The following is a 24,140-nucleotide window of genomic DNA, read 5'->3' as shown; positions in this document are numbered from 1 at the left end:
TTCATTTGACGCCTCGATGGAGGGAGGCGCCGATTCTCGTCTGGCCGTTCGCGCCCACCCCCGATGCCGGGGGTTTGGGGCGCGACGGCGGTCGTTCCTCTAGAAACTCTCGCGGAGCCAGCGTCCGACGCGCGAGAAGTAGCCGTCCGTTCCGGTGCCCGCGAAGGCGCCGTGCCCACGTGGTTCGAAGTGCTCCGCGTGGGCCACCTGCGGGTAGACCAGGAGCCCCACCGCCGCCGAGAAGGCGGGTCCCTTGGCGGCCTCGGGGAGGCCGCGGATGCCGAGCGGCCGGCCGATGCGGACCTGCCCCTCCATCACCCGGCGGGCGACTTCCGGCAGGCCGACGAGCTGGCTCGCCCCGCCCGTGAGCACCACCCGGCGCCCGGCCTGGGCCGAGAAGCCTGCGTTGCGCAGGCGGTCCCGCACGAGTTCGAGGACCTCCTCGACGCGCGGGCGGATGATCCGCACGAGCTGCGAGCGCGGCACGTGGGTGGGGGCGTCGCCCTCGTCCTCGCCGACCCCGTGGATCGCGATCATGTCGCGGTCGTCCGACGCCGTGGGAAGCGCCGAGCCGTAGAGGGTCTTCAGGCGCTCGGCGGCCGCGACCCGGGTGGAGAGGCCGCGGGCGATGTCCATGGTGACGTGGTGGCCGCCGACCGCGATGGCGTCGACATGGACGAGGTGGCCGCCGGAGAACACGCCGACGCTGGTGGTGCCGCCGCCCATGTCGACGACGCAGACGCCCATCTCGGCCTCGTCGTCGACGAGCGCCGACAGGCCCGCGGCGTAGGGGGTGGCGATGACCGCCTCGACGCCGAGGTGGCAATGCTCCACCGCCAGCATGAGGTTGCGGGCGGCGGCGGCCTCGCCGGTGACCACGTGGAGATCGACGCCCAGCGCGTCGCCCATCATGCCCGACGGGTCGATGACCGCGCCCTGGCCGTCGATGGCGTAGCCCGTGGGCAGGGCGTGGAGCACGGCCCGGCCGGGGCTGACGCCGTGGGCGGAGGCCGTCTCCAGCACGCGCTCCACGTCCGTCCCCGTGACGGTGCCCGTGCGGGTGTTGACCCGGGCCTCGAAATGCTGGGAGCCGATGCGGCCGCCCGACATGTTGACGATGACGGACTGCACCTCGACCTTGGCCATGCGCTCGGCGGCGTGGACCGCCTGGCGGATGGCGCCCTCGGCGGCTTCGAGATCGACGATGGCGCCGCCCTTCAGCCCCTGCGAGCGCTGGTGGCCGATGCCGATGATGCGGGCGAAGTGGGTGCGACCGCGCAGGGTCGAGAGCGCCTCGGCCGGCTGAAGCTCGGCGATGAGGCAGACGATCTTGCTCGTCCCGATGTCGAGCACCGAGAGGGTGGTGCTCCGTCGGGCGGAGAGCGGCTTGAGCCGCGGGGTGAGGCCGTGCTGGTGGTGCATGGTGCTACCGGGCCGGGAACGCGGGGACAGTCGGCGTGGACGCGGGATGCGCCGGACGGATCGTGCGGCTCATGTCGCGGGTCACGTGGCGGCTCCCTTGGCCTTGGGCTTCTTCTGGGATTCCGCGCGGGCGGCGGCGGCTTCCTCGGTGAGCCGCACCACCACCCGGTCGGGCATGCGCAGGTCCACCGCGATGATGTCCTTCTCGAGGATGCGGTTGTCGCGCTCGAGGCGCACGAGGCGGGCGAGCGCGTCCGCCGCCCCGGTCTCGGGCAGGCGGATGTCGACGCCGTCGAGCTTGAGCGTCCAGCGCCGGCCGGAGACGTAGGTTCCGGCCTTGACCCGCTCGGCGAGGGTGCCGGCGGCCTCGATGAGGGCGAGGTAATCCTTGAGGCGCTCGTTGGCGCCCTCCCCCACCACGAGGGGGAGCGCGGCGTAGCGGTCGTCCCGCATCTCGTCGATCACCTTGCCGTCGGCGGCGATGACCGAGATGATTCCGTTGCGCTGCCACAGGGCGGCGGGCTCGCGCTCGACCTGGGTGATGACGATCTCGTTCGGGTACACCTTGCGCACGGAGGCGCTGGCGATGAGGGGCACCTGCATCAGCCGGTCGCGGACCTCGTTGACGTCGAGGAACACCACCGACGAGTGGCCGTCGATGCCGGCGGCCTGGAGCACTTCGCGCTCATAGAGGCGAGCGATCCCCGCGATGGTGACGCGCTCGACGCCGAAGCCGGCCAGGCGCGCGAGAATGTCGAAGGGGCGGCCGTTCTCGAGGACGAAGCGCTCGTAGCGGCCGCTGGCGACGAAGCCCGTCAGCGCCAGGGCGGCGAAGGACACGGACATGGCCAGGGTGCCGAGGTGGCGCGGGATGCGCCGCTCGATGGGCAGGGCGAGGCGCGAGCGGCGGCCCGGACCCAGGCGCCGCAGGCGTGCGGTCACGGCGTCGCGCAGGGCGCGGGCCGGGGCGAAGCCTGCGCCGCCGGAATGACCCGACCCGCTCAGCGGCCCAACGTTGCGTCCTCCACCATCCATTGGACGAGCTCACCGAAACTATGACCAGCGTGGGCTGCGATCTCCGGCACAAGGCTCGTCTTCGTCATGCCGGGTTGCGTGTTGACCTCCAGGACGACGAGGGCACCGGTTCCACCCGGTGTGTCGTCGAAGCGGAGGTCCGCACGGCTGATGCCCCGGCACCCGAGTGCTTGATGCGCCGTTAACGACAACTCTTGGACACGCTGGTAAAGATTTGGTTTAATTTCTGCCGGGAGGACGTGGATCGACCCCCCTTCGGCGTACTTCGCATCGTAGTCGTACCAGTCCCCCGAGGCGGTCTTGATCTCGATCACCCCGAGGGCCTTGTCGCCCATCACCGCGCAGGTCAGCTCGCGTCCGGCGACGTAGGTTTCGATAAGGATATCATCGCCGTAGCCCCAATCCGCCCGGCCGACGTCCCGGGGCGGCGGGGCGCTCGCGTCGCGCACGATGACGACGCCCATGGACGAGCCCTCGGCCACCGGCTTGAGCACGTAGGGCGGCGTCAGCAGGTGTGACTTCGCGGCCGCATGACGGTTAACGACGCGGCCCTCGGGAACGCTCACACCGGCCGCCCGCATGATCGTTTTGGCACGTTCCTTGTGCATGGCGAGCGCCGAGGCGAGCACGCCCGAGTGGGTGTAGGGAATGCGCAGCAGCTCCAGCAGGCCCTGGATCGTGCCGTCCTCGCCCGCCGGCCCGTGCAGGGCGTTGAAGGCGACGTCGGGCTTTAGGTCGGTGAGCACCGTGGCGATGTCCGGTCCGACATCGACGCGGGTCACCCGGTAGCCGCGGCCCTCCAGGGCCTCGGCGCAGGCGTTGCCGGAATTGAGCGAGACCGGGCGCTCGGAGGACCACCCGCCCATGAGGACGGCGACGTGCTGAGACATGGGAGGCTCCGGAAGGCGGATGCGGACAGGACAAGGGATCAGACGGGACCAATCCGAATGCGGACGGCGTCAAAGACCGCCTCGGCGGCATGGACCGGCAAGGCGCCGATTCGGCGCAGGATGCGCGACGGCTCGATGCAGGCAATCTTGGACGGGCGCACCATCGAAGCGGTTTCGAGACCGGCAGCTTCGAGGTCCGAAATCGGAAGGTCTCCCGCCCTGTTCGCATGGCGTGCGCTGGTGATCATGGCGATCCAAACCAAGCCGGCCTCGGCCACGGCGGGACCGGAGACAACGACGGCCGGGCGGCGCTTTTCCGCGAGACGATCGGAGTATGGAAAAGGCACGACAATGACGGTGCCGGCGACGAGCGCCTGACGGTCAGAGGTTGGCATAGTCTTCGTCGTCGATGGGGCTCGCCCATTCCGTGAAGGTCACGAACGGGTCCTCAACCTCCGGCTGCGCCTTCTCGATCCGGATCCCATCGGCCGTCAGCACATAGCGAAGGCGGTCTCCGGGCGCGATCCCGAGCTTGGCGCGAACCTCGGCGGGCAGGACCGTCTGGCTTTTCACGGAAACCTTGGAATAGGCGGTTCGAACGGCGTGGGCCATGGCTGTACTCCAGAAGCGTCCTTACGACTTACCGACTTACAGCGGAGGCGTCGAGGCCGATGCGCTTGATCTCCCAATGTAGGTCGACGCCGCTGGTCTCGCGCACGCGCCGGCGCACCTCCTCGCCGAGGCCCTCGATGTCGGCCGCCGTGGCGCCATCGCGGTTGATCAGGAAGTTGCAGTGCATGGGCGAGACCTCGGCACCGCCGACCCGCAGGCCCCGGCAGCCGGCGGCGTCGACGAGCTGCCAGGCCTTGCCGCCGGGCGGGTTCTTGAAGGTCGAGCCGCCGGTGCGCTCGCGGATGGGCTGGGCGGCCTCGCGCGCCGCCGTGACCCGATCCATCTCGGCCTCGATGCTTTCGCGATCACCCGGACGGCCCCGGAACACGGCATGGGTGAAGATCACGTCGTCGGGGGCCCCGCTGTGGCGGTAGGCGAACCCCATCTCGGCGTGGCCGAACGTCCGCCGGTCGCCCTTCCGGTCGACGCCCTCGGCAACGATCAGCACGTCCGTGGTCTCGCCGCCATGGGCCCCGGCATTCATGCGGAGCGCCCCGCCGATGGAGCCGGGGATGCCGCGGAAGAACGCGAGCCCGTCGAGGCCGGCTTCCGCCGCCGCCTTGGCGAGGCGCATGTCGGGCACGGCGGTACCGACGCGCAGGTGATCGCCGTCGATCGCGACCGACCCGAAGGCCTTGCCGCCGAGGCGCACGACCACGCCCGGCACGCCGCCGTCGCGCACGATGAGGTTCGAGCCGAGGCCGATCACCGTGACGGGGATCTCCGGGTCGAGGCCGGCCAGCAGGGCGGCGAGATCCTCCGCATCGGCCGGGGTGAACAGCACCTGCGCCGGCCCGCCGACCCGGAACCAGGTCAGGTCGGACAGGGGCTGGTTGGCGATGAGGCGCCCGCGCAGGGCGGGCGCGGCCGCGCGGATGGCGGGGGTGAGATCGGGGAAGGCGGGGGTGAGATCGGGGAAGGCGGTCATGGGTGCTGGTGCCTTTCGGCATAATCAATTAAAAATTGCAGAGCCGATGGGCGGGTGGGGGCATGGACAGGGCGATCGTTTTCACCCGCCCGGCGGCCTGTGCCCTGAGCCGGATGCCGGCGACGACGGAGGCCCTGATCCGCGCCAAACTGCGCCAACTCGCCGAAGATCCGGACGCCCTGGTCAACAACATCAAGGCCCTGAAAGGTCAGGACGGCTGTCGCCGCCGCGTCGGCGATTGGCGGGTGATTTTCACGAACGAGCCCGATCGGGTCATTGTGCATGATGTCGGACCGCGTGGGTCGATCTACGATTAGGACCAGCGACATGACCACCGTCCGCACGAGAACGCCGGCCGGCGAAGCGATCGTCATTCTTCCCGAAGCCGAGTTCGAACGCCTCGTCGCCCTGGCCGAGGACGCGTCGGATCCACGCGACCTCGCCGCTTCGCGGAGGCGGCTCGATACAGGCGCCGACGAGCTGTTGAGCGAGGCCGACCTCGATGCCCTGCGCGCGGCGCCGACGCCCCTCGTTTTCTGGCGCGAGCGCCGCGGCATGGCTGCGGCGGCGCTGGCCGAACGGGCCGGCATCACGGAGCCTGATCTCGCGGCGATGGAGCAAGGCGCATACGCGGGCGACACCACGGACTACCGATCTCTCGCCGCAGTGCTCGGCGTCGATCCGGACGATCTTCTGCCGGACGCCAAGGCCGCGTGAGCGTCTGTCACCCCGCCACCCCCCCGAGCGCCGCCAGCTCGCCCGGCAGGGCGTAGGCCCATTGGGTGATGTTGCCCGCGCCCAGGCACACGACGTAGTCGCCCGCCTTCGCCCGCCCGGCGACGATGCCGGCGAGATCCTCGGAGCGGTCCAGGGCGATGGCATCGCGGTGGCCGCGCGATTTGAGGCCCGCGACGAGGCCGTCGCGGTCCATGCCTTCGATGGGGGGTTCCCCGGCGGCGTAGACGGGGGCGACGATCACCGTGTCGGCGTCGTTGAAGCAGGTGCAGAAATCGTCGAACAGGGAGGCCAGCCGGGTGTAGCGGTGGGGCTGGACGATGGCCACCACGTTGCCGTCCGTGGAGGCGCGGGCGGCCTTGAGCACCGCCTTGATCTCCACGGGATGGTGTCCGTAATCGTCGAAGATCAGGGCGCCGTTCCACTCGCCGGTCTTGGTGAAGCGGCGCTTGACCCCGCCGAAGCCGGCGAGCGCCTTGCGGATCGCCTCCGGCTCGACGCCGAGCTCGTGCGCGACGGCGAGCGCCGCCGTGGCGTTGAGGGCGTTGTGCTTGCCCGGCATCGGCAGGACAAGGTCCTCCATCTCGATGCGGAAGCCCGGCCGCCGGTCGCGGATCATCACCCGGAACTTGCTCTGGCCGCCACGCAGATCGATGTCGATGAGGCGCACATCGGCCTGCGGGTTCTCGCCGTAGGTGATGATACGGCGGTCCTCGATGTGCCCGACGAGGTCCTGCACCACCGGGTGGTCGATGCACATCACGGCGAAGCCATAGAACGGGATGTTGTCGATGAAGCGCCGGAACGCGTCCTTGACCGCGTCGAACGAGCCGAAATGGTCGAGGTGCTCGGGGTCGATGTTGGTGACGATGGCGACATCGGCCGGCAGCTTGAGGAAGGTGCCGTCGGATTCGTCGGCCTCCACCACCATCCACTCGCCCTCGCCCATGCGGGCGTTGGTGCCGTAGGCGTTGATGATGCCGCCGTTGATGACCGTGGGGTCCATGTTGCCGGCGTCGAGCAGGGTCGCGACCAGGGACGTCGTGGTGGTCTTGCCGTGGGTGCCCGCGATGGCGACGCACGACTTGAAGCGCATGAGCTCGGCCAGCATCTCGGCCCGGCGCACCACCGGCAGGCGGCGCTCGCGGGCGGCGACGAGTTCGGGGTTGTCGCGCTGGATCGCCGTGGAGACGACCACGAGGGCGGCGTCCTCAACGTTCGAGGCGCTGTGGCCGACGAAGGTGCGGATGCCTTTCTCGGCCAAACGTCGGACGTTGGCGTTGTCCGAGGCGTCGGAGCCCTGGACGGTGTAGCCGAGGTTCATCATCACCTCGGCGATGCCGGACATGCCGATGCCGCCGATGCCGATGAAGTGGATGGGGCCGAGCTTGTCGGGCAGCTTCATGGGATGAACCAGTCCAGGCCGGGCGCACCCGAGGCGGCGCCCATGGAGGGGAAGATCAGGTGCGGGCGGCCGTGGCGACGACGATGTCGGCGAGGCGTTCGGCGGCGTCGTGGATGCCCGCGCTTTTGGCCGCTGCCGCCGCCGCGGTCAATTTCCCACCCTCCGTGAAGCGGTCCACGAGTTCGGCCGCGAGGCGATCGGGCGTGAACTGGCTCTGGGGAATCGCCAGGGCCGCGCCGATGGAGGCCAGGGTCGCGGCGTTGGCGGCCTGATCCTGATCCAGCGCCCCGGGGAGCGGCACCAGGATCGACGGCCGGCCGATGGCGGCGAGTTCCGAGACCGTGGAGGCGCCGGACCGCCCGACGACGAGGTGGGCGGCGGCCATGCGGGACGGCAGGTCCTTGAAGAAGGGCGCCGCCTCGAAACCGCCGAGGCCGAGGCCGAGATAGAGGTTCTGCACCGCCGTGAGATCTTCGGCCCGCACCTGCTGGACGAGGTGGAGGCGGGCGCGCAGGTCCGCCGGCAGGCTCGCGATGGCTTTGGGCACCACCTCGCCCATCACCCGCGCGCCCTGGCTGCCGCCGAAGACGAGGAGGTGGAGGGGGTCGCCTGGCCCGACGGAGGGATAGGGCGTGGCCGCGGCCGCGATCACCGCCGGGCGCAGGGGATTGCCCGTGTGGGTGTGGGGCGCCAGCGCCTTGAGGGGCACGCCGCGGACCTCCCGGAAGCCCGTGGCGATGGCCCGCGCGCCGCGGGCCAGGAAGGCGTTGGCCCGGCCCATGACGGCGTTCTGCTCGTGCAGAACCGTCGGCACCCGCAGGATCTGCCCGGCGAGCATGGGCGGCACCGTGGGGTAGCCGCCGAAGCCCACGATGGCGGCGGGATCGAGGCGCTTGATCTGCCGCGCGGCGACGCCGAAGCCGCGCCCCAGGGTGAGGAGGGCGAGGCCGCGCTTCACCGGGGACCGGCCCGAAGGCGTGGCCGACGCGATGGTGACGATCTCGGAGGCTGGAAACCCCGTGGCGATGGAATCGACCCGCGCGTCGGTGGCGAGCACCACCCGCATCCCGCGCGCGCGCAGGACGTGGGCGAGGCTCTCGGCCGGAAACAGGTGGCCGCCCGTGCCGCCGGCACACAGGAGGATGGTAGCGGTGGCGACGGTCAACGCATCACTCCGGCGACGGTCGCCGGGGCGGTCCCCGGCGGCTTCTGGCTCAGGGTGGTGGTGCGCGGGCGCTTGCGGGTCAAGGCGACGAGGAAGCCCATGCCGAGGGCCAGGGACAGCATCGACGAGCCGCCGTAGGAGACGAACGGCAGGGTCATGCCCTTGGCGGGCATCAGCTGGACGTTCACCGCCATGTTGATGCAGGCCTGGAGCCCGAACAAGGTGACCAGACCCGTGATCGCCAGGCGCGAAAAGGTGTCGTCCGTGCGCCGGGCGAGTTTCAGGCCGCGCATGACCAGGTAGGCGAACAGCGACACGAGGCCGAGGCAGACGAGGACGCCGAACTCCTCGCCGATCACCGAGAACAGGAAGTCGGTGTGCGCGTCGGGCAGGTGGCGCTTGGCCAGGCCCTCGCCCGGCCCGACGCCGAGCCAGCCGCCGGCGTTGAACGATTCGTGCGCCCAGAAGCCCTGGAAGTTGTCGCCGGACTCGGTGTTCATGAACCGGTCGATGCGCTCGCGCACGTGGTACAGGAAGCGGTAGGCGACGCCGACGCCGAGCAGTCCGGCGATGCCGAGGCCCGCGACCCAGAACCAGTGCAGGCCGGCCACGAAGAACAGCGCGCACCACACGATAGTGATGAGCATGGTCTGGCCGAAATCCGGCTGGAGCACGAGGGGCACGATGGTGATGGGCAGGAGCAGGATCGCCAGCAGGCCGCCAGGCATGTCGCGGCGCTGGGCGCCCTCCGAGAAGGCCCAGGCGGCCACCACCACGAAGGCGGGCTTGACGAATTCCGACGGCTGCAGGCCGAAGGGGCCGAACTGGATCCAGCGATGCGCGCCCTTGATCTCCGGCCCGAACTTGCCGGCGAGCACGCACAGGACCACGCCCATGAGCCACGTCGCCAGGGCCACGCGCCGGATGTGGCGCAGGGACAGGAACGACACGGCCACGATGATCAGCAGGGTCGGCGCGAGGTAGAGCGCCTGCCGGTTGAGGAAGTGGAAGGTCGGCAGGCCGATCTTCTCGGCCACCGGCGGACCGCCGCCCATGAGGAAGACGAGGCCGGCCACCATGAGGGCGCCGAGGCCCGCCAGCAGGCCGCGATCGACGGTCCACCACCAATCGGTGAGAGGCGTGCGTTCCGCGCGGGACATCATGGTGAGCGCTCTCCGTGAGGCCTGGGCGCTCGAAGGAGCAGCCGCCGGCCGCCGGCAGCATCGGGAGCCGGCACGGCGCGATCCTGTGCCGGAATGGTAAACCAATCCTTTGCGGTCAGGCCCCATCCTCGGGATGGCGCATCATCCGTGTCGCCACCCAGCCCACCGCGATGGCGACGGTGACGCCCCAACCGACCTCGAGGAGGCGTGAGCCGAACATCTGCTGGGCGGTGCCGACATGGGGCACGAGCAGGATGATGGTGGCGGTGATGCCGGCGAGGCGCCCGGCGCTCGCGACGTTGAGGAGCCAGCACGCGGTGAGCGAGAGGATGACGGCGACCGCGTAGGCGACGAGGTCCTGACCCACGGTACTGAGCACGCCAAGACCGATGAGGCCGCCCGTGGCTGCGCCCAGGAACTGGTCGCGGGCCATGGTGCGGGTGGCGCGGAACTCCGTCTGCACCACCGCGATGGCCGTGATGGCGCTCCAGAATCCCTCGCGGAGGTTCAGCGCCTGGGTCGGCATGTAGGCGATGAGGGCGGCGGACGCCGACATCAGCCCGTGCGCGGCCCCGCCGACGAGGCGCCGGCGCAAGGGCATACGCTTGCGCAGGCGACCGATCTGCTGGCGCAGCCAGCCGATGCGGACCTCGTCCCGCGTCGCCTCGCCCGGCAGGACCGGGGGCTCGCGCAGCTCCTGCTCCACGGGACTCACTCCACGGAACTCACTCGATGGGACTCACTCGATGAGGCTCAGGCCGCCGCCTTCGTCGCGGAAGCGAGGCCGGGGGCGACCTGCGCGGCGATCTGACCTGAGGCGAGATTCTTCGATTTCGCCTCGATCTCAAAATCCGCCCAGGCGAGGTGCCGGCCGACGAGGGCGTTGACGGCGCGGTTCCACATCATGTCCGAATGGGCCGCGAGGTCGCGGCGGGAATGGCCGGCGGCCGAGAGCGCGACGAAATCGGGTGCGGCCTCGGGGTCGGTGTCCGCCAGGAGATTCTCCCGCGAGACGCTGATATGCGCGATGGGGCGCACGCCGCGCCACGAATCGCGCACCTGCGCGATGCGCGGATCCTCGGGCTCGATGTAGGCGCCGCCACTCTCGACCCAGTGGTGATGGAGGTCGAGCACCACTGGTACGACGTCGGCGAGTTGCAGCACCGTGTCGAGGCCGAAGGCGTTCTCGTCGTTCTCGACGGTGATGAGGTCGCGCGCCGTTTGCGAGAGCAGGGGCAGGCTCGCGCGAAACCCCTCGACGCCGGGGTCGCGGGCGCCGACATGGATGTTGATGTGCGCCCCATACGGGTGCCACCCGGAGCCGTACCCCATCAGCGCCATCACCTCGGCGTGATACTCGAACTCGGCGATGCCGTTCGCCTGCGCGGACGGGTTGCGCGAGGCGATGACGCAGAACTGACCGGGATGGAAGCTGAGGCGCACGCCGGCCGCCCGGGCGAGATCGCCGATGCGGGCGAGCCCCGGCTCGATCAGGGCGCGCAGGCCCGGCTCGGCGTAGATGTCGCTCGCCACCGGGTGCGTGTAGCCGGGGAGCACGTTGCTCGCCATGCGCAGCAGCCGCTCGAGGGGCGGACGCGCGGCGACCCAGGCGATCTGCCGCTCTAGGGCGCCGAGGTTGTGGCGGGCCAGATCCTCCAGCTTCACTCGGCGGTCCGCAGGCGCGAGGCGCGTGAGGTTGGCCATGGTGACGTGGCTGAGGTTCATCTCCAGGGCCGCCTCGCGGGCGGCCTTCAGGGTCTTGAAGCTCTCCGGCGGGGCTTCGAGGATGAACTTGCAGCAGAAGCCGAGGCGCGGTTCGCCATCGGTCAGGGGTGCGGGAAGGTTCGGGGTCTGGGTCATCGTCTGAGTCATCCTGGCCCCAACGCCGCTGGGCCGGTTTGGTCCCGCCCGACCCGACGCGTGCGGGCCACAGCCCCGATGAAAAACGTCGCGCCCGGCCTCCGCTCCCCGGACAGGCATTGACGGGGCGGCGGGCCTCGCCTTTACCCGCTTCCATGCAGGCAGATCGGCCCAGGGGAGCGAGCCGCCGCGCGATCATCGCCGTGATCGCGCTCTACGCCCTGTGCCTGCAGGCCATCCTGGGGACCGCCGTGCCCCTGTCGCCCCCCGGGGTGGACCCCGCCCTGTGCCTGCACGAGGCGGGCGAGGCCGGGCCGGACGCGCCCGCTCCCGTCCACGTGCACGTGTCCTGCTGTACGGCGGCCCAGGCCGTGGCGAGCCTCGACCTGCCGTCCCTCATGCCCACCGGCGTCGTCTGGCCAAGCCGGCGCCGCGTCGCCGTGGCGTGGCGCCCGCACGCGGCCGCGCAGCCCCGGGCGCCCCCCGAACGAGACGCACAACCGCGGGCACCGCCCGTCGCCTGAGGGCGCCCTTCGTCCGCCGCCGAGCTTCGGTGCGGCCGGCGCCCCGATCCCCGACCGACCGTCCGCCAGACCGGACGGGTTCGATGGATCGGCCGTGCCCGCGAGGCGCGGCCCCGAGCGCTCGCGACCGTCCAGGACGACCATGCCCTCCCCCCTCACCGGCGCCGCCGCGTCGTTCGCCGCGCCCATTCGCCTCTCCCGCGAGGCGGTCTACCGCGCCGTGTGGCGCTGGCACTTCTATGCCGGGCTGATCTGCCTGCCGTTCCTGATCCTGCTCTCGACCACGGGGGCGCTCTACCTGTTCAAGGACGAGATCAACGCCGCCCTGTTCACCCGGCGCTTCGTCGTCCCGGCCTCGGACGGAGCGTCCCTGGGCCCGGACCGCCTCGTCTACGTGGCGAGCCAGGCGGTGCCGGACGCCACCCCCCTCACCTACCTCGACCCGGCCGGCCCGACATCCCCGGCGGTGGTCACCCTGGTGAAGGACGGGGCCAGGACCCTGGTCTCCCTCGACCCGTGCAACGGCGACATCGTCGGCCACGTCGCGGCGGATGGCGACGTGATGGCGGTGATCCGGCGCCTGCACAGCCTGTCGTATTTCGGGCCGGTGGCCAACGGGATCGTCGAGGTGGTGGCGGGCTTCCTCGTCGTGCTCGTGATCACCGGCACCTACCTGTGGTGGCCGCGCGGCCAGTCCGGCGGGGTCGTCGGCGTCCGGGGTACGCCGCGCCGCCGGGTGTGGTGGCGCGATCTCCACGCGGTGACGGGCTTTGTGGCCGGAGGCGGCCTGCTGTTCCTGGCGCTCACCGGCCTGCCGTGGTCCATCGTCTGGGGCCACCAGCTGCGGGCGCTGTCCAACGCCGCCGGCCTCGGCCAGCCGAGCGCCCTCTGGGCGCGGGTGCCGGTGTCGACGGTCCCCATGGGCGACGCCCTCACCACCGCCGGCTGGGCCCTTGAGAACGCCCCCGTGCCCCTGTCGCGGCCGGCCCCCGGCCAGTCCATCGGCCTCGACCGGGCGGCGGCGATCCTCGTGGAGCGCGGCATGCCGGCGGGCTACGAACTCGCCCTGCCGGTGGGCGAGACCGGCGTCTACGCCGCCGCCGCCTACCCGCGCGACGTCACCCGCCAGCGCATGATCTCCCTCGACCAGTACACCGGCCAGGCCCTCGTCGACGTGCGCTTTTCCGAGATCGGCATCGTCGGCCGGGCGATCCAGTGGGGCATCGGCCTGCACAAGGGCGAGACCTTCGGCCGGCTCAACCAGCTCCTCATGCTCGCTGTCTGCCTCGCCGGCCTCCTCCTGAGCGTCACCGCCGGGGTGATGTGGTGGAAGCGCCGACCCTCGGGGAGTCTCGGCATCCCGCCCTGGCCGCGTGCGCCCCGCGTCGTCGCCGGGGTCACGCTCCTGGTTCTCGGCCTCGGGGCCCTGTTCCCGCTCACGGGCGCGGCGATCCTGGCGATGATCCTCCTCGATTGCGGCGGCCGTGCCCTCGCCGGGCGGATCGCGGCCTGAAGCCGACCCTTACCGGGCGCGTCGCCCGTGTCTTCCCGCGCCCTCCGGGACCGCCTCGGAACCGTCCTTCTCATTCTGGCCCTCTGGCTGCAGGCCCTGGCGCCGGGGGCGGCCCTGCGCCTGCCCCCGCCCGATCCCCTGGCCCACGCGATCATCTGCGGCCATGGCATCGAAGCCGCCGTCGCGGCGGAGGACGGGATGCCGGGCCCCTGTGCGGCCTGCCCGTTCTGCACCGGCATCGCCCTCGCGCCCCTCGTCCCGACCGGCCCACGGGTGGCCCGCACCGCCCGGTGGCACGCGGTCGCCTGGGCGACACCGCCCCCGATCCCCTCCCTCCGCCGGCCCCGGCCCGCCGGCCAGCCCCGGGCCCCGCCCCTCTCGTCCTGATCCCGTCGCCCCTCCCCCTTCGACCGATCGGACGCGTTTTCCCATGTTGCTGTTCTCTCCCGCACGACGGCGCCTCGCCGCCTTCCTCCTCCCCGCCGCCTGCCTGCCCGCCGCCGCGCAGGCGCAGGTCGCGCCCAGCGTCACCCTCGACGAGGTCTCCGTCGTCGGCGACGGCACCGGACGGCCGACCGGACGCACCGGCTTCGGCGTCGCCGCCCTGCCGGGTTCGGCCGCGAGCGTCATCGAGAATCCCGTTGGCCAGATCGTCACCGCCGTCGGGCGGGACAGCACCATCGCCAACCGGCCGGCGACGAACATCGGCTCGGTGCTGCTCGACAGCCCCGGCGTCACCGTGCGCCAGGGCAACGGCGCCCGCGACGTGATCATCTCCGTACGCGGCAACAACGCCCGCTCCACCGGGGTCACCCGCAACATGGTCGTCCTCGAGGACGGTTTCGTGCTGACCCAGCCGGACGGTTTCTCGCGGTTCGATCTCGTCGACCCGCGCGCCTATTCCCGCATCGACGTGTTCCGGGGGCCGCAATCGGCGCTGTTCGGCAATTACGCCACGGGCGGAGCGCTGGCGTTCCGCACCCGCACGGGACGGGAGATCTCGGACGGGAAGATCTTGGGCTACGAGGTCGGCGTCGATGCCGGCAGCTTCGGATATCTCAGCAACTACTTCACCGTCGGCGGCGTCAGCGGCCCAGTGGAGATCAGCCTGTTCGCCAGCGACGTCCGCGCCAACGGCTACCAGGACCATTCGTCCTACGACACGCAGACCGTCAACCTGCTGGCGAGCTACACGCCGACGCCCGACAACCGCTTCACCCTGAAGGTAATCAACAACGAGCTCCACGCCGACATCGCCGCGCGCGCCTCCCTGAACCAGTACCGGATCAACCCGTACCAGCGCGGCTGCGCCTCGGCCGCCACCGCGGCTTCGGGCTGCACCACCTACAGCTTCTTCCGCAACGGCGCCTTCGGCGCCACCTCCCCCGTGACGGCGACGGAGGTCGGGCTGGAGCGCAAGGACCGGCGCACCATCGTAGCCGCGCGCTGGGAGCACGACATCGACGCCCAGACCACGTGGCGGACCCAGGTCGGCTTCGACGAACGCAACATCAACCAAGCGTTCTTCACGAGCTCCGGGCGCGGCAGCGTGCCGTCCTACAACGCGATGAGCGACATCACCCACCGCTCGGAGCTGTTCGGTCTGCCGGCGGTGAGCTACGCGGCGCTCGCCTTCAGCGCCCTCGATTCCCACGCCACCACCTTCAACTTGACACCGTTCGCGGGGCCGACGCTCGGCGCCCTCATCGGCGATCAGTTCGCCGTCCAGTCGAACCTCGGCGGCCGGGCGCGGACGGAGGTCGCCCTGTCGGACACCTGGACCGGCGTGGTCGGGATCAGCGCCGAGAACACCTGGATCACCGGGCGCAACCTCGCCTACGCCTACTCGGCGGCCGGGCGGACCACGAGTCCGGCCCTGGCCGACCGCAGCTTCCTCAACGTCGCGCCGGAGCTCGCCCTGGTCTACCGGCCGAGCGCCGAATGGGCGTTCCGCGGCCGGGCCGCCACGGGCTACACCGCCCCGGCCGCCGGCAGCCTGTTCGTGACGCCGGCCGGGGTGCCGGGCAACAACACCCAGCTGCAGACCCAGCAGAACCTCGGCTTCGATCTCGGCGCCGACTGGACTCCGTGGGAGGGCCTGCGCTTCAGCCTCACCGGCTTCTACGAATTCTTCCGCAACGAACTGGTCTCGCAATCGCCCGGCGCCGGGCTTCTGGCCTACACCTTCAACGCCCCGGCCTCCGAGCACCGCGGCATCGAGGTCGCGGCGGACTGGGCCTTCAGCCCGGGCTGGCGCGCCACCCTCGCCTACACCTTCGACGATCAGTTCTACACCCGCTACGTCGAGCAGCTGAGCGGGGTAAGCTTCACCGCGCGGTTCGACCGGGCCGGCAAGCTCATCCCGGGCGTGCCCGCCCACCAGCTCCTCGCCCGCCTCGGCTACGAGCAGGTCGGCGGCCCCCTCTCGGGACTCGGCGGCTTCGTCGAGGTGGTGGCGCAGGACGATTTCTTCGTCGACAACGCCAACCTGCTCAAAGCCCCGGGCTACGCCCTCGTCAACGCCAACGTCCACTACGTCACCGACCTGACCGGCGGCTACGCCCGGCGTCTCAACCTCTACGTCGAGGCACGCAACCTTCTGGACCGCACCTACGCGTCGTCGGTCCAGAACCTCGCGAACAGCCTGAACGCCGGGACCGGCGGTCTCAACGGTGCCGGTGTCCTCGCGGGCATCACCGGTTCGGTCTATGCCGGCGCGCCGCGCATGGTGGTGGCGGGCATGAAGCTGTCGTTCTGAGACGCCGAGGGCGTACGCCGGCGTCGCCCGCCTGCGCGAACGGGCTTTTTCGCGCCCATTCGGCAGGGTGGCGTAGGGTCGGGTGTCCGGGGAGGCCGGTCGCCGGGTCGGGACGTCCGGAATCCTCGGTCCCCGTGTTCCGATCCGCGCGGGCGCCCCGGCCCTATTTCAACTGGCGCCGGCGGAACGGGATCGGACGGCGCCCCCGGCGCGTTCGGTTCCAGACTTCGTATCGGTTCCAGACTGGTCGCCCCCTTGTCCGTGCGGGCTTCGGATTGGCCGGGCGATCGATCGCGAGAATGCAGGGGACCAGCGCATGAGCGACGAGACCGCCCGCGAGATCGGGTCACGTCGGCCCGTCCCGCATGGGACAGGGCTTGAGACAGGGCTCGGGGTAGGACTTGAGACAGGGCTCGGAGTAGGACTTGGCTCAGGGCTTGGCTCAGGGCTTGGACCGAGCCGCCGCAGGGTCATGGAGGGGGCCGCCGCCCTCGCGGCCTTCGGGGTCGCCGGGTTCGGCACCGTCCGGCCGGGTCTCGCCGCCCTCGCGACGGCCCCCGGCGACCCGGCCCCGCAGACTCTGCCGGTGCGCCTGACCATCAACGGCGAGGCACGCGACCTCGTCCTCGACACCCGCACCACCCTCCTCGACGCCCTGCGCGAGCACCTCGATCTCACCGGGACCAAGAAAGGCTGCGATCACGGCCAGTGCGGGGCCTGTACGGTATTGGTCGATGGACGCCGCATCAATGCCTGCCTGACCCTCGCGGCCATGCACGAGGGTGACGCCATCGAGACCATCGAGGGGTTGGCCAAGGGCGACACCCTACACCCGCTCCAGGCGGCCTTCCTCGATCATGACGGCTACCAGTGCGGCTACTGTACGCCGGGACAGATCTGCTCGGCCAAGGGCATGCTGACCGAAGTCGAGGCCGGATGGCCGAGCCACGCCAGCGCCGACCTCCTGGCCGCCCCGCAACTCACCGAGGCCGAGATTCGCGAGCGCATGAGCGGCAATCTGTGCCGGTGCAGCGCCTACCCGAACATCGTCGCGGCCATCGTCGACGCCGGGGGCCGCAGCGGCTGAGTTAACGGAGTGTTTCACGGGAAACACCGTCCCGTCCCATCCCCTTGCTGTCCCTTCGGGATTCGGACGGACGGGTATCTTGTCCACAGGACCCCACCAGAACGGGTACCGCGCCGATGAAAGCCTTCACGTACGCCCGACCGAAGACCGTGGCGGAAGCGGCCGAGATGGCGGCCGCGCAACCGAACACCCGCTTCATCGCCGGCGGCACCAACCTGCTCGATCTGATGAAGCTGCAGGTCGAGACACCGGCTCGCCTCGTCGACGTGAACCGGCTCGGCCTCGCGGAGGTCACGGAGACCGGTGACGGCGGCGTGCGCGTCGGCGCCCTAGTGCGCAATGCCGACCTCGCTGCCCATCCCCGCATCCGCAGGGATTACGCGGTGCTGTCGCGGGCGCTGCTGGCCGGTGCCTCCGGGCAGTTGCGCAACAAGGCGACCACCGCCGGCAATCTGCTCCAGCGGACCCGGTGCCCGTATTTCTACGACACAACGCAGGCCTGCAACAAACGGGCTCCCGGCTCCGGCTGCGCCGCCATCGGCGGCTTCACCCGCATCCATGCCGTGCTCGGCGCGAGCGAGGCCTGCATCGCCACCAACCCGTCCGACATGGCGGTGGCGATGCGGGCCCTCGACGCAACTGTCGAGACCGTCGACGCCAAGGGCACGGAGCGGACGATCCCGCTCGCCGACTTCCATCGCCTGCCCGGCGACACGCCCGAGATCGAGACGGCGCTGCGGCCGGGCGAGCTCGTCACCGCCGTGACCCTCGGCGAGCCCGTGGCCGGCACGCATCTCTACCGCAAGGTCCGCGACCGGGCCTCCTACGCCTTCGCGGTGATCTCCGTGGCGGCGGTGATCGACAAGAACGCCGATGGCCGGATCCGCGCCGCCCGCCTCGCCTTCGGCGGCCTCGCTCACAAGCCCTGGCGGGTCCCGGCGGCCGAGGCGGCCCTCGTCGCCTCCAACGGCGATCCGGACGCGGCCGCCGATGCGGTCCTGGCGGGGGCCAAGGGCCAGGGCGGCAACGACTTCAAGATTCCGCTCACCCGCCGGACCCTGCGCGCCGTCGTGACCGAGGCGCTCAGGGCCTAAGACCCTTCGAGCCTCCCGCGACGCCCAATCCCAGAAGAGTCAGGAATCGTCCGATGGACATGAACCAGCCGATCGGCCACACGCCCCTCGACGACAGGCCCGACGGCCTGCTGGGCAAGCCCATCGACCGGATCGAGGGTCGTCTGAAGGTGACGGGCGCGGCGCCCTACGCCTACGAGACGCGCGAATTGAAGAACCCGGCCTACGGCGCCCTCGTGGAGGCTGGCATCGCCAAGGGTCGGATCCGCCGGCTCGACGTGCGGGCGGCCGAGGCAATGCCGGGCGTGCTCCACGTGATGACTCACGAGAACGTGCCGCCCCAGGGCGAGAAGAAGGAGCAGGTTGCTCCGGTCCTGGCCGGACCCGAGATCCGGCATCATGGCCAACCCATCGCTTTTGTGGTGGCCGAGACCTTCGAGCAGGCGCGCGCCGCCGCCGCTACGATCAGGGCCGAGTACGCGCGGGAGACCGGCGCCTATAGCCTGCGGGCCGGCATAGCGGGTGCCGTGATCCCGAAGCAGCTGCAGAGTCCGCCGGATTCGGCGCTGGGCGATTTCGAGGGCGCCTTTGCGGGAGCGCCCGTGCAAGTCGACGTCGAATACACCACACCGGTCCAGACCCACGCGATGATGGAGCCGCATGCCACCATCGCGTCGTGGGAGGGCGACCACGTCACCCTGTTCACGTCGAACCAGATGCTGAACCGCGGCCAGGCCTCCCTCGCATCGGTGTTCGGCCTGCCGCCGGAGAACGTGCGACTGGTGAGCCGCTACATCGGCGGCGGTTTCGGCGGCAAGCTCCAGCCCCAAGCCGACGCGATCTTCGCCGCCCTCGGCTCGAAGGCGGTGGGCCGGCCGGTGAAGGTGGCCCTCACGCGCCAGCAGGAATTCCACGTCACCACCCGGCGCTCGGACACGATCCAGCGCCTGCGCCTCGGCGCCGGACCGGACGGCCGGCTCGTTGCCATCGGGCACGAATCCTGGTCGGACACCACGCCGGGTGACGGGTTCTACGAGACCTCGGCCAATGCCACGCGCTCCCTCTACGCCGCGTCGAACCGGATGACGAAGCATCGGCTCGCCACCCTCAACCTGCCGCTCGCCTCGGCCATGCGGGCGCCGGGCGAGGCGGTGGGCATGCTGGCGCTGGAATGCGCCATGGACGAACTCGCCGAGCGCCTTCGCATCGATCCCATCGAGCTGCGCATCCGCAACGAGCCGACCCAGGACCCGGAGAAGGGGGTGCCGTTCTCCACCCGCCAACTCGTGCCGTGCCTGCGCGAAGGCGCCGCGCGCTTCGGATGGGACAAGCGTCGCGCGGCCGGCACGACGCGGGAGGGGCAGTGGCTCGTCGGCCTGGGCGTGTCGGCGGCCGCCCGCCTCAACCCGCTCAGGCCCTCGTCGGCCGCCATCCGCCTCGAAGGCGACGGCTCCGTCACGGTCCGCATGGCGATGACCGATATCGGCACCGGCACCTACACGATCCTGGCACAGATCGCCGGCGATATGCTCGGCCTGCCGGTGGAGCGGGTTCATGTCGAACTCGGCGACACGCGCCTTCCGAAAGCCGCCGGTTCCGGCGGCTCGTTCGGCGCCGGCAGCGCCGGGTCGGCCCTCTACGTCGCCTGCGAGGCTCTGCGGGCGAAGATCGTCGCGGCGGCCGAACTCGGCCCGGAGGAAGCGCGCTTCGCGGACGGGCGCGTCGTCTCCGGAAACCGTTCGGAGAGCCTGGCCGACATCGCCGGCCGCGCCGGGGACATCGAGGCCACGGGGGAGATCAAGCCCGGCGCCATGACCGAGGCGTTCTCGCAATATTCCTACGGCGCGCATTTCGCCGAAGTCGGCGTCGATGCCGATACGGGCGAGGTGCGCCTGCGCCGGATGCTCGGCGTGTTCACCGGGGGGCGCATCCTCAACCGGAAGACCGCGCGCTCGCAGGCCATCGGCGGGATGGTGTTCGGCGTCGGCGCCGCCCTGATGGAGGAGGTGGTGATCGACTCGCGCACGGGCCACTTCGTCAACCACGATCTCGCCGAGTATCACGTGCCGGCCCATGCAGACATTCCCGCCATCGACGCGGTGTTTCTCCCCGAACTCGACGACAAGGCCAACCCGCTGAAGAGCAAGGGGCTGGGCGAACTCGGCATCTGCGGCGCCGGGGCGGCCCTCGCCAACGCCGTCTACAATGCCACCGGCGTCCGTATTCGCGACTACCCTCTCACCCTCGACAAGGTGTTGCGCGGTCTCGAGGCCCGCGATCGGTCACCGGTACGGCCGACCTGACACGTTCGGACCGACGATTTCATGATGATCGGCGTAAGATCCGCACCGAATGCGGAGCGCGACGACGTCGTGCTCCGGGTCGTCTCCCTCCGTTTGAAGCGGGCGGGCCGAGCTTCGCGCAGACAACCTTGTGCGATGCTGCCCGGCAGGCGCGGAATGCAAGGGGTTCGAAAGGAGCAGGGGGGCAGGTAGAGCGTGCGCACCGGATCGCGGTGCGAGCCCGAAGCCCCGTCGCCCCATGGTCCCCTCGCCTCACCTTCCCAGCCGGGCCCTCACGCCGCAGACGCTGGTCAGCCGGTTCCGGCATGCCCGCGCGGGTGCCACGGCGGTGGAGTTCGCCATCCTGGCGTTTCCGTTCCTCGCCCTGATCACCGGCATCATCGACATGTCGATGATGTTCTGGGCGAGCCAGACCCTCGACGACGCCCTCGCGGACGCGACGCGCACGATCCAGACGGGACAGTTCCAGAGTGCTAATTCCGGCGTCACCGACCCGGCGACGATCTTGGAGAACCTGCGCCAGAAGCTGTGCCAGGTGAACGGGGCCGAGCGCCTGACCCTGTTCCGGTGCACGGACGTGAAGCTGGAGGTGCGGGTCTACGCATCCATGACCGCGGGTACGAGCACCAATCCCGTCGATCCGTCGACCCGGGACTGGTCGACGGGGTTCGGCACGGCCTACGCGAACGCCCAGGCGAGCACCATCGTGGTGGTGCAGGCGGCCGTGAAGTACCCGAGCTTCACACTGATGTTCCCCATCACCCAGAGTTTCGCGGACGGCTCGCGCCTGCTGCACTCCGTCCAGGTCTTTCGCACGGAACCGTTCTAGGCCCGAGGATGCTGCGCACCCCCCTGCCCCCGAGCCGCGTTTCCGGCGCGTCTCTTCCCGCCACCGACCGGCCGGCCCCGGGCGCCTTCGGCCGCTTCCGGCGGGCCCGGGACGGCGTGGCGGCCGTCGAGTTCGCCCTCATCGCCCCGTTGCTGCTGCTGGTTTATGTCGGCAGCGCCGAGCTGGCCCGCGGCACCATGGCCCAGCGGCGCACCACCCTGCTGACCCGGACCGTTGCCGACCTCACGTCCCTCGGCGACACGACCTCACCCATGACGCGCACGACCATGGACAGCATCCTGGCGGCCTCGAAGCTAGTCTACAGTCCCTTCGACGCGACGAAGGCCGTCATCCGGGTCGCGGCCATCGGCATCTACATGCAGGGCACGACGCGGACGGTGCGGATCTGCTCGAGCGACGCATCCCCGGCCACCGCCAAATGGCCCGTCGGCCTCGCCCCCGCGAGCCTGACCATCCCGGCGAGCTACAACCGCCACGGCATGCGCCTCGTGGTCGCCCAGGTCACGACGCCCTACACACCGGTTCTGGGCGCCGCGTACGTCAGCTTCACCCGGGCGAGCACCGCCGAGTTCCCCCTGGAGGACACGGTCGTCTGGCCGACCCGCCAGGGCAAGGCGGTCACCGGCGGCGCCGACGACGAGGTCGTCCTGCCCGCCGGCGTCGCCTGTCCGGCGACCGCGAACTGAGAGGCGCGGTCCGCCCGCCGGGTCAGCGCACGATGCGCAGTTTGCCGATGCTCTTGGCGATGTCGTCGAAGGCCGCGATCAGGGCGGTGGACGAGTTGGCGACGTAGGCCTGGGCCGGAACCGTCGCGCAGTCCCGCAGCAGATTGATGCCCGCCTGGTCGATGGGATCGTTCGGCACGCTGAAGCCGATGGTGAACACGGCGATGTTGCGCGCCTTGGCGTTGGTGCAGGCCTCGCGCGTGAGGGCATCGAGGGCGGCCCGGGCCTGAGCCAACGTCGTTGGCGTCCCCGTCCCGGACGTGAGACGGCTCGGCAGCCCTGGGCTTCCCGACACCTTGGTTCCGTTGGCGTTGATCATGTAGCTGAACGGACTGAAGATGGAGTTATGCATGTTTGTGAGATCGAACGCGGAATTCGGGTACCATGAGTTCTCGCCGTCGGTCATGAGAACGATGACCTTCCGAACGCTCGTGTCGCTGTAGGCCGTCGCCTGACCGAAGACGCTGGTTGGGGAGATCGTCCGCCAAGCCCACATGAACCCTTCGAAGATGTTCGTACTGCCGCTGGCGATCAGACTGTCGATGAGGGTCTTGAGCTTCCCCGTCTCGTTGGTCAGGGTTTGAAGCGGCTTGCTCGTGCAACCGTTGTTCGGGCCATTGGGCAGTTGCAGCACGTTCTTCGAGGTGGGGGCGGACCACACCGGCTTGTAGTATTTGCAGACACGCATCTCCGCCTCGGTCAGAGTCATCGCTTTGAAGGCGCAACTCGGCTCGTTCGTATTATCGTCGAGATAGCTATTGATGTAAGTTTGCGCTTGCAGCGGAAGCCCCGTGTAGCTGTTCTTCGTGTCGGGACTCTTGGAAAGGACACTGAGGGTCACCTTGCCCGTCGTGTCACCGCCGGGTTCGTCCGGGGCGAACATCGGCACGAAATAACTGTTGGGGTCGTCCAAGGTGGGGGCCGAATCCTGGACGTTGAGGGGGTAGGGCAACGTCTCGAGGCAGCCAGCCCAACCCCAGCTGGAATCGAGTTTCCTGAGCTGATCGAAGATATCGAACCGGCTCCTGATCGCCGTCTTGACGGTGCTGCTGGCCGCGGAAAAGTCGACGTTGGTCCAGTGATAGGCCGACTTCGCGGCTCCATCGATCCAGGGCGTCGTCGACCCGTAGGTCTTGGGGTCCACCGCCACCCCTCCGGCGAAGGGAACGATGGAGATCCGGGTCTGCGGGCTGAAGGCCGGCTTGGTGTAGACGTAGTCGATGAACTTCTTGGCGGCGTCCTGAGCCGCCGACATCTTGGTGCCCGAGCCGCCCGCCACGTCCATCGAGCCCGTCGTATCGAGGGCGATGGCGATCTCGAAGGTCTGCGCCATGGGAGTCGCGCATTGCGACGCCGCACCGACATCGATGGTGTTGATGCGCAGGAGGCTGGCGAAGGCGGTCCGGTAGGTGGCGCTGGCCTTGACCAGGATCGTGCGCGGATTAGCGCCGATGGCCAGCGGCGTCTCCAACGTCGCCCCCGGCATGTAGGACGCGATGAGCTTCGTCGCCTGATCCTCGAGGGCGGCGCTGGTCGTAGCCGTGCCGGTCTGGCACAGGCTCAGGGCGGTCCCGTCGACGGCGTTCTGCAACCGGGCGCGCATGGACGAAGCGCGCCCGTAGTCGATGCCGGTTCCGGCCAGGAACATCAGCGGGAGAAAGCTGAGTCCGAAGATGACCGCGATATTGCCGCGCCTGTCGCCGAGAAATCGACGTGTAAGAGACATCGCTCGAGTCCTGATCGATCTCCGGACACATCCATCAGGTTTCGATTAATACCTCGTGTACGATTTCGAACAGCCGCTACACTACCATTGATCGGATCGAAATCACGATACAACTCCGCGGCCAGACCTAGAGCTGCGCCCGACCACGTTGGGTTGGGACACATCTCGAGCGCGGCCTTTGTCATGCCGCGCTCTTTTCGCCGAACCGGCATCCACTTCGGCGGAGAGCGCTTTGGCACCGCAGCGGTCGCGTGTGGTGGTCGGTCCGATCCGCAGGGGCCGCGCGCATCCGTGCATGATGCCGTA

The 24,140-nt window shown here is 70.1% G+C and carries 23 protein-coding genes; 11 read left to right on the top strand and 12 right to left on the bottom strand.

Annotated features, from left to right (window positions below; all coding sequences use genetic code 11):
• Positions 1-99: 99 nt before the first annotated feature.
• From ftsA to murB, 6 genes are all read right to left on the bottom strand, one after another.
• On the bottom strand, positions 100-1,422 hold the full coding sequence (gene ftsA, locus ASF22_RS13050; RefSeq protein WP_056264962.1) for a cell division protein FtsA: 1,323 nt from the start codon (positions 1,420-1,422) through the stop codon (positions 100-102).
• A gap of 81 nt (positions 1,423-1,503) precedes the next feature.
• Complete coding sequence (locus ASF22_RS13045; protein WP_056264959.1) at positions 1,504-2,457, bottom strand: cell division protein FtsQ/DivIB; 954 nt, start codon at positions 2,455-2,457, stop codon at positions 1,504-1,506.
• Positions 2,424-3,347 carry a D-alanine--D-alanine ligase gene (locus ASF22_RS13040; protein WP_056264956.1) on the bottom strand — a complete coding sequence of 308 codons (924 nt, stop codon included), beginning with the start codon at positions 3,345-3,347 and terminating at the stop codon, positions 2,424-2,426. The genes ASF22_RS13045 and ASF22_RS13040 overlap by 34 nt, the downstream gene beginning before the upstream one ends.
• 38 nt (positions 3,348-3,385) lie before the next feature.
• Positions 3,386-3,742 (bottom strand): type II toxin-antitoxin system PemK/MazF family toxin, encoded by a 357-nt coding sequence (locus ASF22_RS13035; protein WP_056264953.1) that lies wholly within the window; start codon positions 3,740-3,742, stop codon positions 3,386-3,388.
• Complete coding sequence (locus tag ASF22_RS13030; RefSeq protein WP_056165843.1) at positions 3,729-3,959, bottom strand: AbrB/MazE/SpoVT family DNA-binding domain-containing protein; 231 nt, start codon at positions 3,957-3,959, stop codon at positions 3,729-3,731. The genes ASF22_RS13035 and ASF22_RS13030 overlap by 14 nt, the downstream gene beginning before the upstream one ends.
• Positions 3,960-3,987: 28 nt before the next feature.
• Complete coding sequence (gene murB, locus ASF22_RS13025; RefSeq protein ID WP_056165841.1) at positions 3,988-4,947, bottom strand: UDP-N-acetylmuramate dehydrogenase; 960 nt, start codon at positions 4,945-4,947, stop codon at positions 3,988-3,990.
• A 62-nt stretch (positions 4,948-5,009) separates the two neighbouring features.
• Here murB and ASF22_RS13020 point away from each other — a divergent pair, with 62 nt between their 5' ends.
• Both ASF22_RS13020 and ASF22_RS13015 read left to right on the top strand, forming a co-directional pair.
• Positions 5,010-5,264, top strand: coding sequence for a type II toxin-antitoxin system RelE/ParE family toxin (locus tag ASF22_RS13020; RefSeq protein ID WP_082483690.1), 255 nt, complete (start codon positions 5,010-5,012; stop codon positions 5,262-5,264).
• Between the two features lie 10 nt (positions 5,265-5,274).
• Positions 5,275-5,664, top strand: a complete 390-nt coding sequence (locus ASF22_RS13015) for a helix-turn-helix domain-containing protein (protein ID WP_056264950.1) — start codon at positions 5,275-5,277, stop codon at positions 5,662-5,664.
• Positions 5,665-5,671: 7 nt separating this feature from the next.
• Here ASF22_RS13015 and murC read toward each other — a convergent pair whose 3' ends face one another.
• The 5 genes from murC to ASF22_RS12990 all read right to left on the bottom strand — a co-directional run bounded on the left by murC (position 5,672) and on the right by ASF22_RS12990 (position 11,275).
• A complete protein-coding gene (gene murC / locus ASF22_RS13010; protein ID WP_056264947.1) occupies positions 5,672-7,087 on the bottom strand; it encodes a UDP-N-acetylmuramate--L-alanine ligase in 1,416 nt (471 codons plus the stop codon).
• A 55-nt stretch (positions 7,088-7,142) separates the two neighbouring features.
• Entirely contained in the window at positions 7,143-8,252 is a 1,110-nt protein-coding gene (locus ASF22_RS13005; RefSeq protein ID WP_056264945.1) for a UDP-N-acetylglucosamine--N-acetylmuramyl-(pentapeptide) pyrophosphoryl-undecaprenol N-acetylglucosamine transferase, read from the bottom strand.
• Positions 8,249-9,415 carry a putative peptidoglycan glycosyltransferase FtsW gene (locus ASF22_RS13000; RefSeq protein WP_056165829.1) on the bottom strand — a complete coding sequence of 389 codons (1,167 nt, stop codon included), beginning with the start codon at positions 9,413-9,415 and terminating at the stop codon, positions 8,249-8,251. The genes ASF22_RS13005 and ASF22_RS13000 overlap by 4 nt, the downstream gene beginning before the upstream one ends.
• A gap of 115 nt (positions 9,416-9,530) precedes the next feature.
• Positions 9,531-10,121 carry an FUSC family protein gene (locus ASF22_RS12995; protein ID WP_244473097.1) on the bottom strand — a complete coding sequence of 197 codons (591 nt, stop codon included), beginning with the start codon at positions 10,119-10,121 and terminating at the stop codon, positions 9,531-9,533.
• A gap of 47 nt (positions 10,122-10,168) precedes the next feature.
• Positions 10,169-11,275 (bottom strand): UV damage endonuclease UvsE, encoded by a 1,107-nt coding sequence (locus tag ASF22_RS12990; protein WP_056264939.1) that lies wholly within the window; start codon positions 11,273-11,275, stop codon positions 10,169-10,171.
• A 203-nt stretch (positions 11,276-11,478) separates the two neighbouring features.
• On the opposite strand from ASF22_RS12990, the gene ASF22_RS12985 reads away from it, so the two are divergent.
• The 9 genes from ASF22_RS12985 (at position 11,479) to ASF22_RS12945 (ending at position 22,069) form a co-directional block, all read left to right on the top strand.
• Positions 11,479-11,799, top strand: a complete 321-nt coding sequence (locus ASF22_RS12985) for a hypothetical protein (protein ID WP_244474279.1) — start codon at positions 11,479-11,481, stop codon at positions 11,797-11,799.
• A gap of 142 nt (positions 11,800-11,941) precedes the next feature.
• Entirely contained in the window at positions 11,942-13,312 is a 1,371-nt protein-coding gene (locus tag ASF22_RS12980) for a PepSY domain-containing protein (protein ID WP_056264932.1), read from the top strand.
• Between the two features lie 27 nt (positions 13,313-13,339).
• Complete coding sequence (locus ASF22_RS12975; RefSeq protein ID WP_056264926.1) at positions 13,340-13,699, top strand: hypothetical protein; 360 nt, start codon at positions 13,340-13,342, stop codon at positions 13,697-13,699.
• A 43-nt stretch (positions 13,700-13,742) separates the two neighbouring features.
• Positions 13,743-16,070 carry a TonB-dependent receptor gene (locus ASF22_RS12970; RefSeq protein ID WP_056264923.1) on the top strand — a complete coding sequence of 776 codons (2,328 nt, stop codon included), beginning with the start codon at positions 13,743-13,745 and terminating at the stop codon, positions 16,068-16,070.
• A 472-nt stretch (positions 16,071-16,542) separates the two neighbouring features.
• Positions 16,543-17,157: a 2Fe-2S iron-sulfur cluster-binding protein gene (locus tag ASF22_RS12965; RefSeq protein ID WP_056264919.1), complete on the top strand. Its 615-nt coding sequence runs from the start codon at positions 16,543-16,545 to the stop codon at positions 17,155-17,157.
• Between the two features lie 116 nt (positions 17,158-17,273).
• Complete coding sequence (locus tag ASF22_RS12960) at positions 17,274-18,251, top strand: xanthine dehydrogenase family protein subunit M (protein WP_056264916.1); 978 nt, start codon at positions 17,274-17,276, stop codon at positions 18,249-18,251.
• A 53-nt stretch (positions 18,252-18,304) separates the two neighbouring features.
• Positions 18,305-20,533: a xanthine dehydrogenase family protein molybdopterin-binding subunit gene (locus tag ASF22_RS12955; RefSeq protein ID WP_056264913.1), complete on the top strand. Its 2,229-nt coding sequence runs from the start codon at positions 18,305-18,307 to the stop codon at positions 20,531-20,533.
• A gap of 238 nt (positions 20,534-20,771) precedes the next feature.
• Positions 20,772-21,362, top strand: coding sequence for a TadE/TadG family type IV pilus assembly protein (locus tag ASF22_RS12950; RefSeq protein WP_082483688.1), 591 nt, complete (start codon positions 20,772-20,774; stop codon positions 21,360-21,362).
• Positions 21,363-21,370: 8 nt separating this feature from the next.
• A complete protein-coding gene (locus tag ASF22_RS12945) occupies positions 21,371-22,069 on the top strand; it encodes a TadE/TadG family type IV pilus assembly protein (protein WP_056264911.1) in 699 nt (232 codons plus the stop codon).
• 22 nt (positions 22,070-22,091) lie between these two features.
• On the opposite strand, the gene ASF22_RS12940 is transcribed toward ASF22_RS12945, so the two are convergent.
• On the bottom strand, positions 22,092-23,834 hold the full coding sequence (locus tag ASF22_RS12940; RefSeq protein WP_056264908.1) for a pilus assembly protein: 1,743 nt from the start codon (positions 23,832-23,834) through the stop codon (positions 22,092-22,094).
• Between the last annotated feature and the right edge of the window lie 306 nt (positions 23,835-24,140).

Source organism: Methylobacterium sp. Leaf87 (assembly GCF_001422775.1).
Lineage (GTDB): Bacteria > Pseudomonadota > Alphaproteobacteria > Rhizobiales > Beijerinckiaceae > Methylobacterium.
The sequence above is the reverse complement of the archived record's forward strand: the minus strand, read 5'-3'. Positions and strand labels throughout refer to the sequence as shown.

Excerpts from the sequence above, each read along its gene's own strand:
- ASF22_RS13000 (WP_056165829.1), bottom strand. The coding sequence starts at position 9,415 with ATGATGTCCCGCGCGGAACGCACGCCTCTCACCGATTGGTGGTGGACC.
- murC (WP_056264947.1), bottom strand. The coding sequence starts at position 7,087 with ATGAAGCTGCCCGACAAGCTCGGCCCCATCCACTTCATCGGCATCGGC.
- murB (WP_056165841.1), bottom strand. The coding sequence starts at position 4,947 with ATGACCGCCTTCCCCGATCTCACCCCCGCCTTCCCCGATCTCACCCCC.
- ASF22_RS12940 (WP_056264908.1), bottom strand. The coding sequence starts at position 23,834 with ATGTCTCTTACACGTCGATTTCTCGGCGACAGGCGCGGCAATATCGCG.
- ASF22_RS12990 (WP_056264939.1), bottom strand. The coding sequence starts at position 11,275 with ATGACCCAGACCCCGAACCTTCCCGCACCCCTGACCGATGGCGAACCG.
- ASF22_RS12950 (WP_082483688.1), top strand. The coding sequence starts at position 20,772 with ATGGTCCCCTCGCCTCACCTTCCCAGCCGGGCCCTCACGCCGCAGACG.
- ASF22_RS12980 (WP_056264932.1), top strand. The coding sequence starts at position 11,942 with ATGCCCTCCCCCCTCACCGGCGCCGCCGCGTCGTTCGCCGCGCCCATT.
- ASF22_RS12965 (WP_056264919.1), top strand. The coding sequence starts at position 16,543 with ATGGAGGGGGCCGCCGCCCTCGCGGCCTTCGGGGTCGCCGGGTTCGGC.
- ASF22_RS12955 (WP_056264913.1), top strand. The coding sequence starts at position 18,305 with ATGGACATGAACCAGCCGATCGGCCACACGCCCCTCGACGACAGGCCC.
- ASF22_RS13015 (WP_056264950.1), top strand. The coding sequence starts at position 5,275 with ATGACCACCGTCCGCACGAGAACGCCGGCCGGCGAAGCGATCGTCATT.
- ASF22_RS13035 (WP_056264953.1), bottom strand. The coding sequence starts at position 3,742 with ATGCCAACCTCTGACCGTCAGGCGCTCGTCGCCGGCACCGTCATTGTC.
- ASF22_RS12970 (WP_056264923.1), top strand. The coding sequence starts at position 13,743 with ATGTTGCTGTTCTCTCCCGCACGACGGCGCCTCGCCGCCTTCCTCCTC.
- ASF22_RS13040 (WP_056264956.1), bottom strand. The coding sequence starts at position 3,347 with ATGTCTCAGCACGTCGCCGTCCTCATGGGCGGGTGGTCCTCCGAGCGC.
- ASF22_RS12945 (WP_056264911.1), top strand. The coding sequence starts at position 21,371 with ATGCTGCGCACCCCCCTGCCCCCGAGCCGCGTTTCCGGCGCGTCTCTT.
- ASF22_RS13020 (WP_082483690.1), top strand. The coding sequence starts at position 5,010 with ATGGACAGGGCGATCGTTTTCACCCGCCCGGCGGCCTGTGCCCTGAGC.
- ftsA (WP_056264962.1), bottom strand. The coding sequence starts at position 1,422 with ATGCACCACCAGCACGGCCTCACCCCGCGGCTCAAGCCGCTCTCCGCC.
- ASF22_RS12960 (WP_056264916.1), top strand. The coding sequence starts at position 17,274 with ATGAAAGCCTTCACGTACGCCCGACCGAAGACCGTGGCGGAAGCGGCC.
- ASF22_RS13030 (WP_056165843.1), bottom strand. The coding sequence starts at position 3,959 with ATGGCCCACGCCGTTCGAACCGCCTATTCCAAGGTTTCCGTGAAAAGC.
- ASF22_RS13045 (WP_056264959.1), bottom strand. The coding sequence starts at position 2,457 with ATGGATGGTGGAGGACGCAACGTTGGGCCGCTGAGCGGGTCGGGTCAT.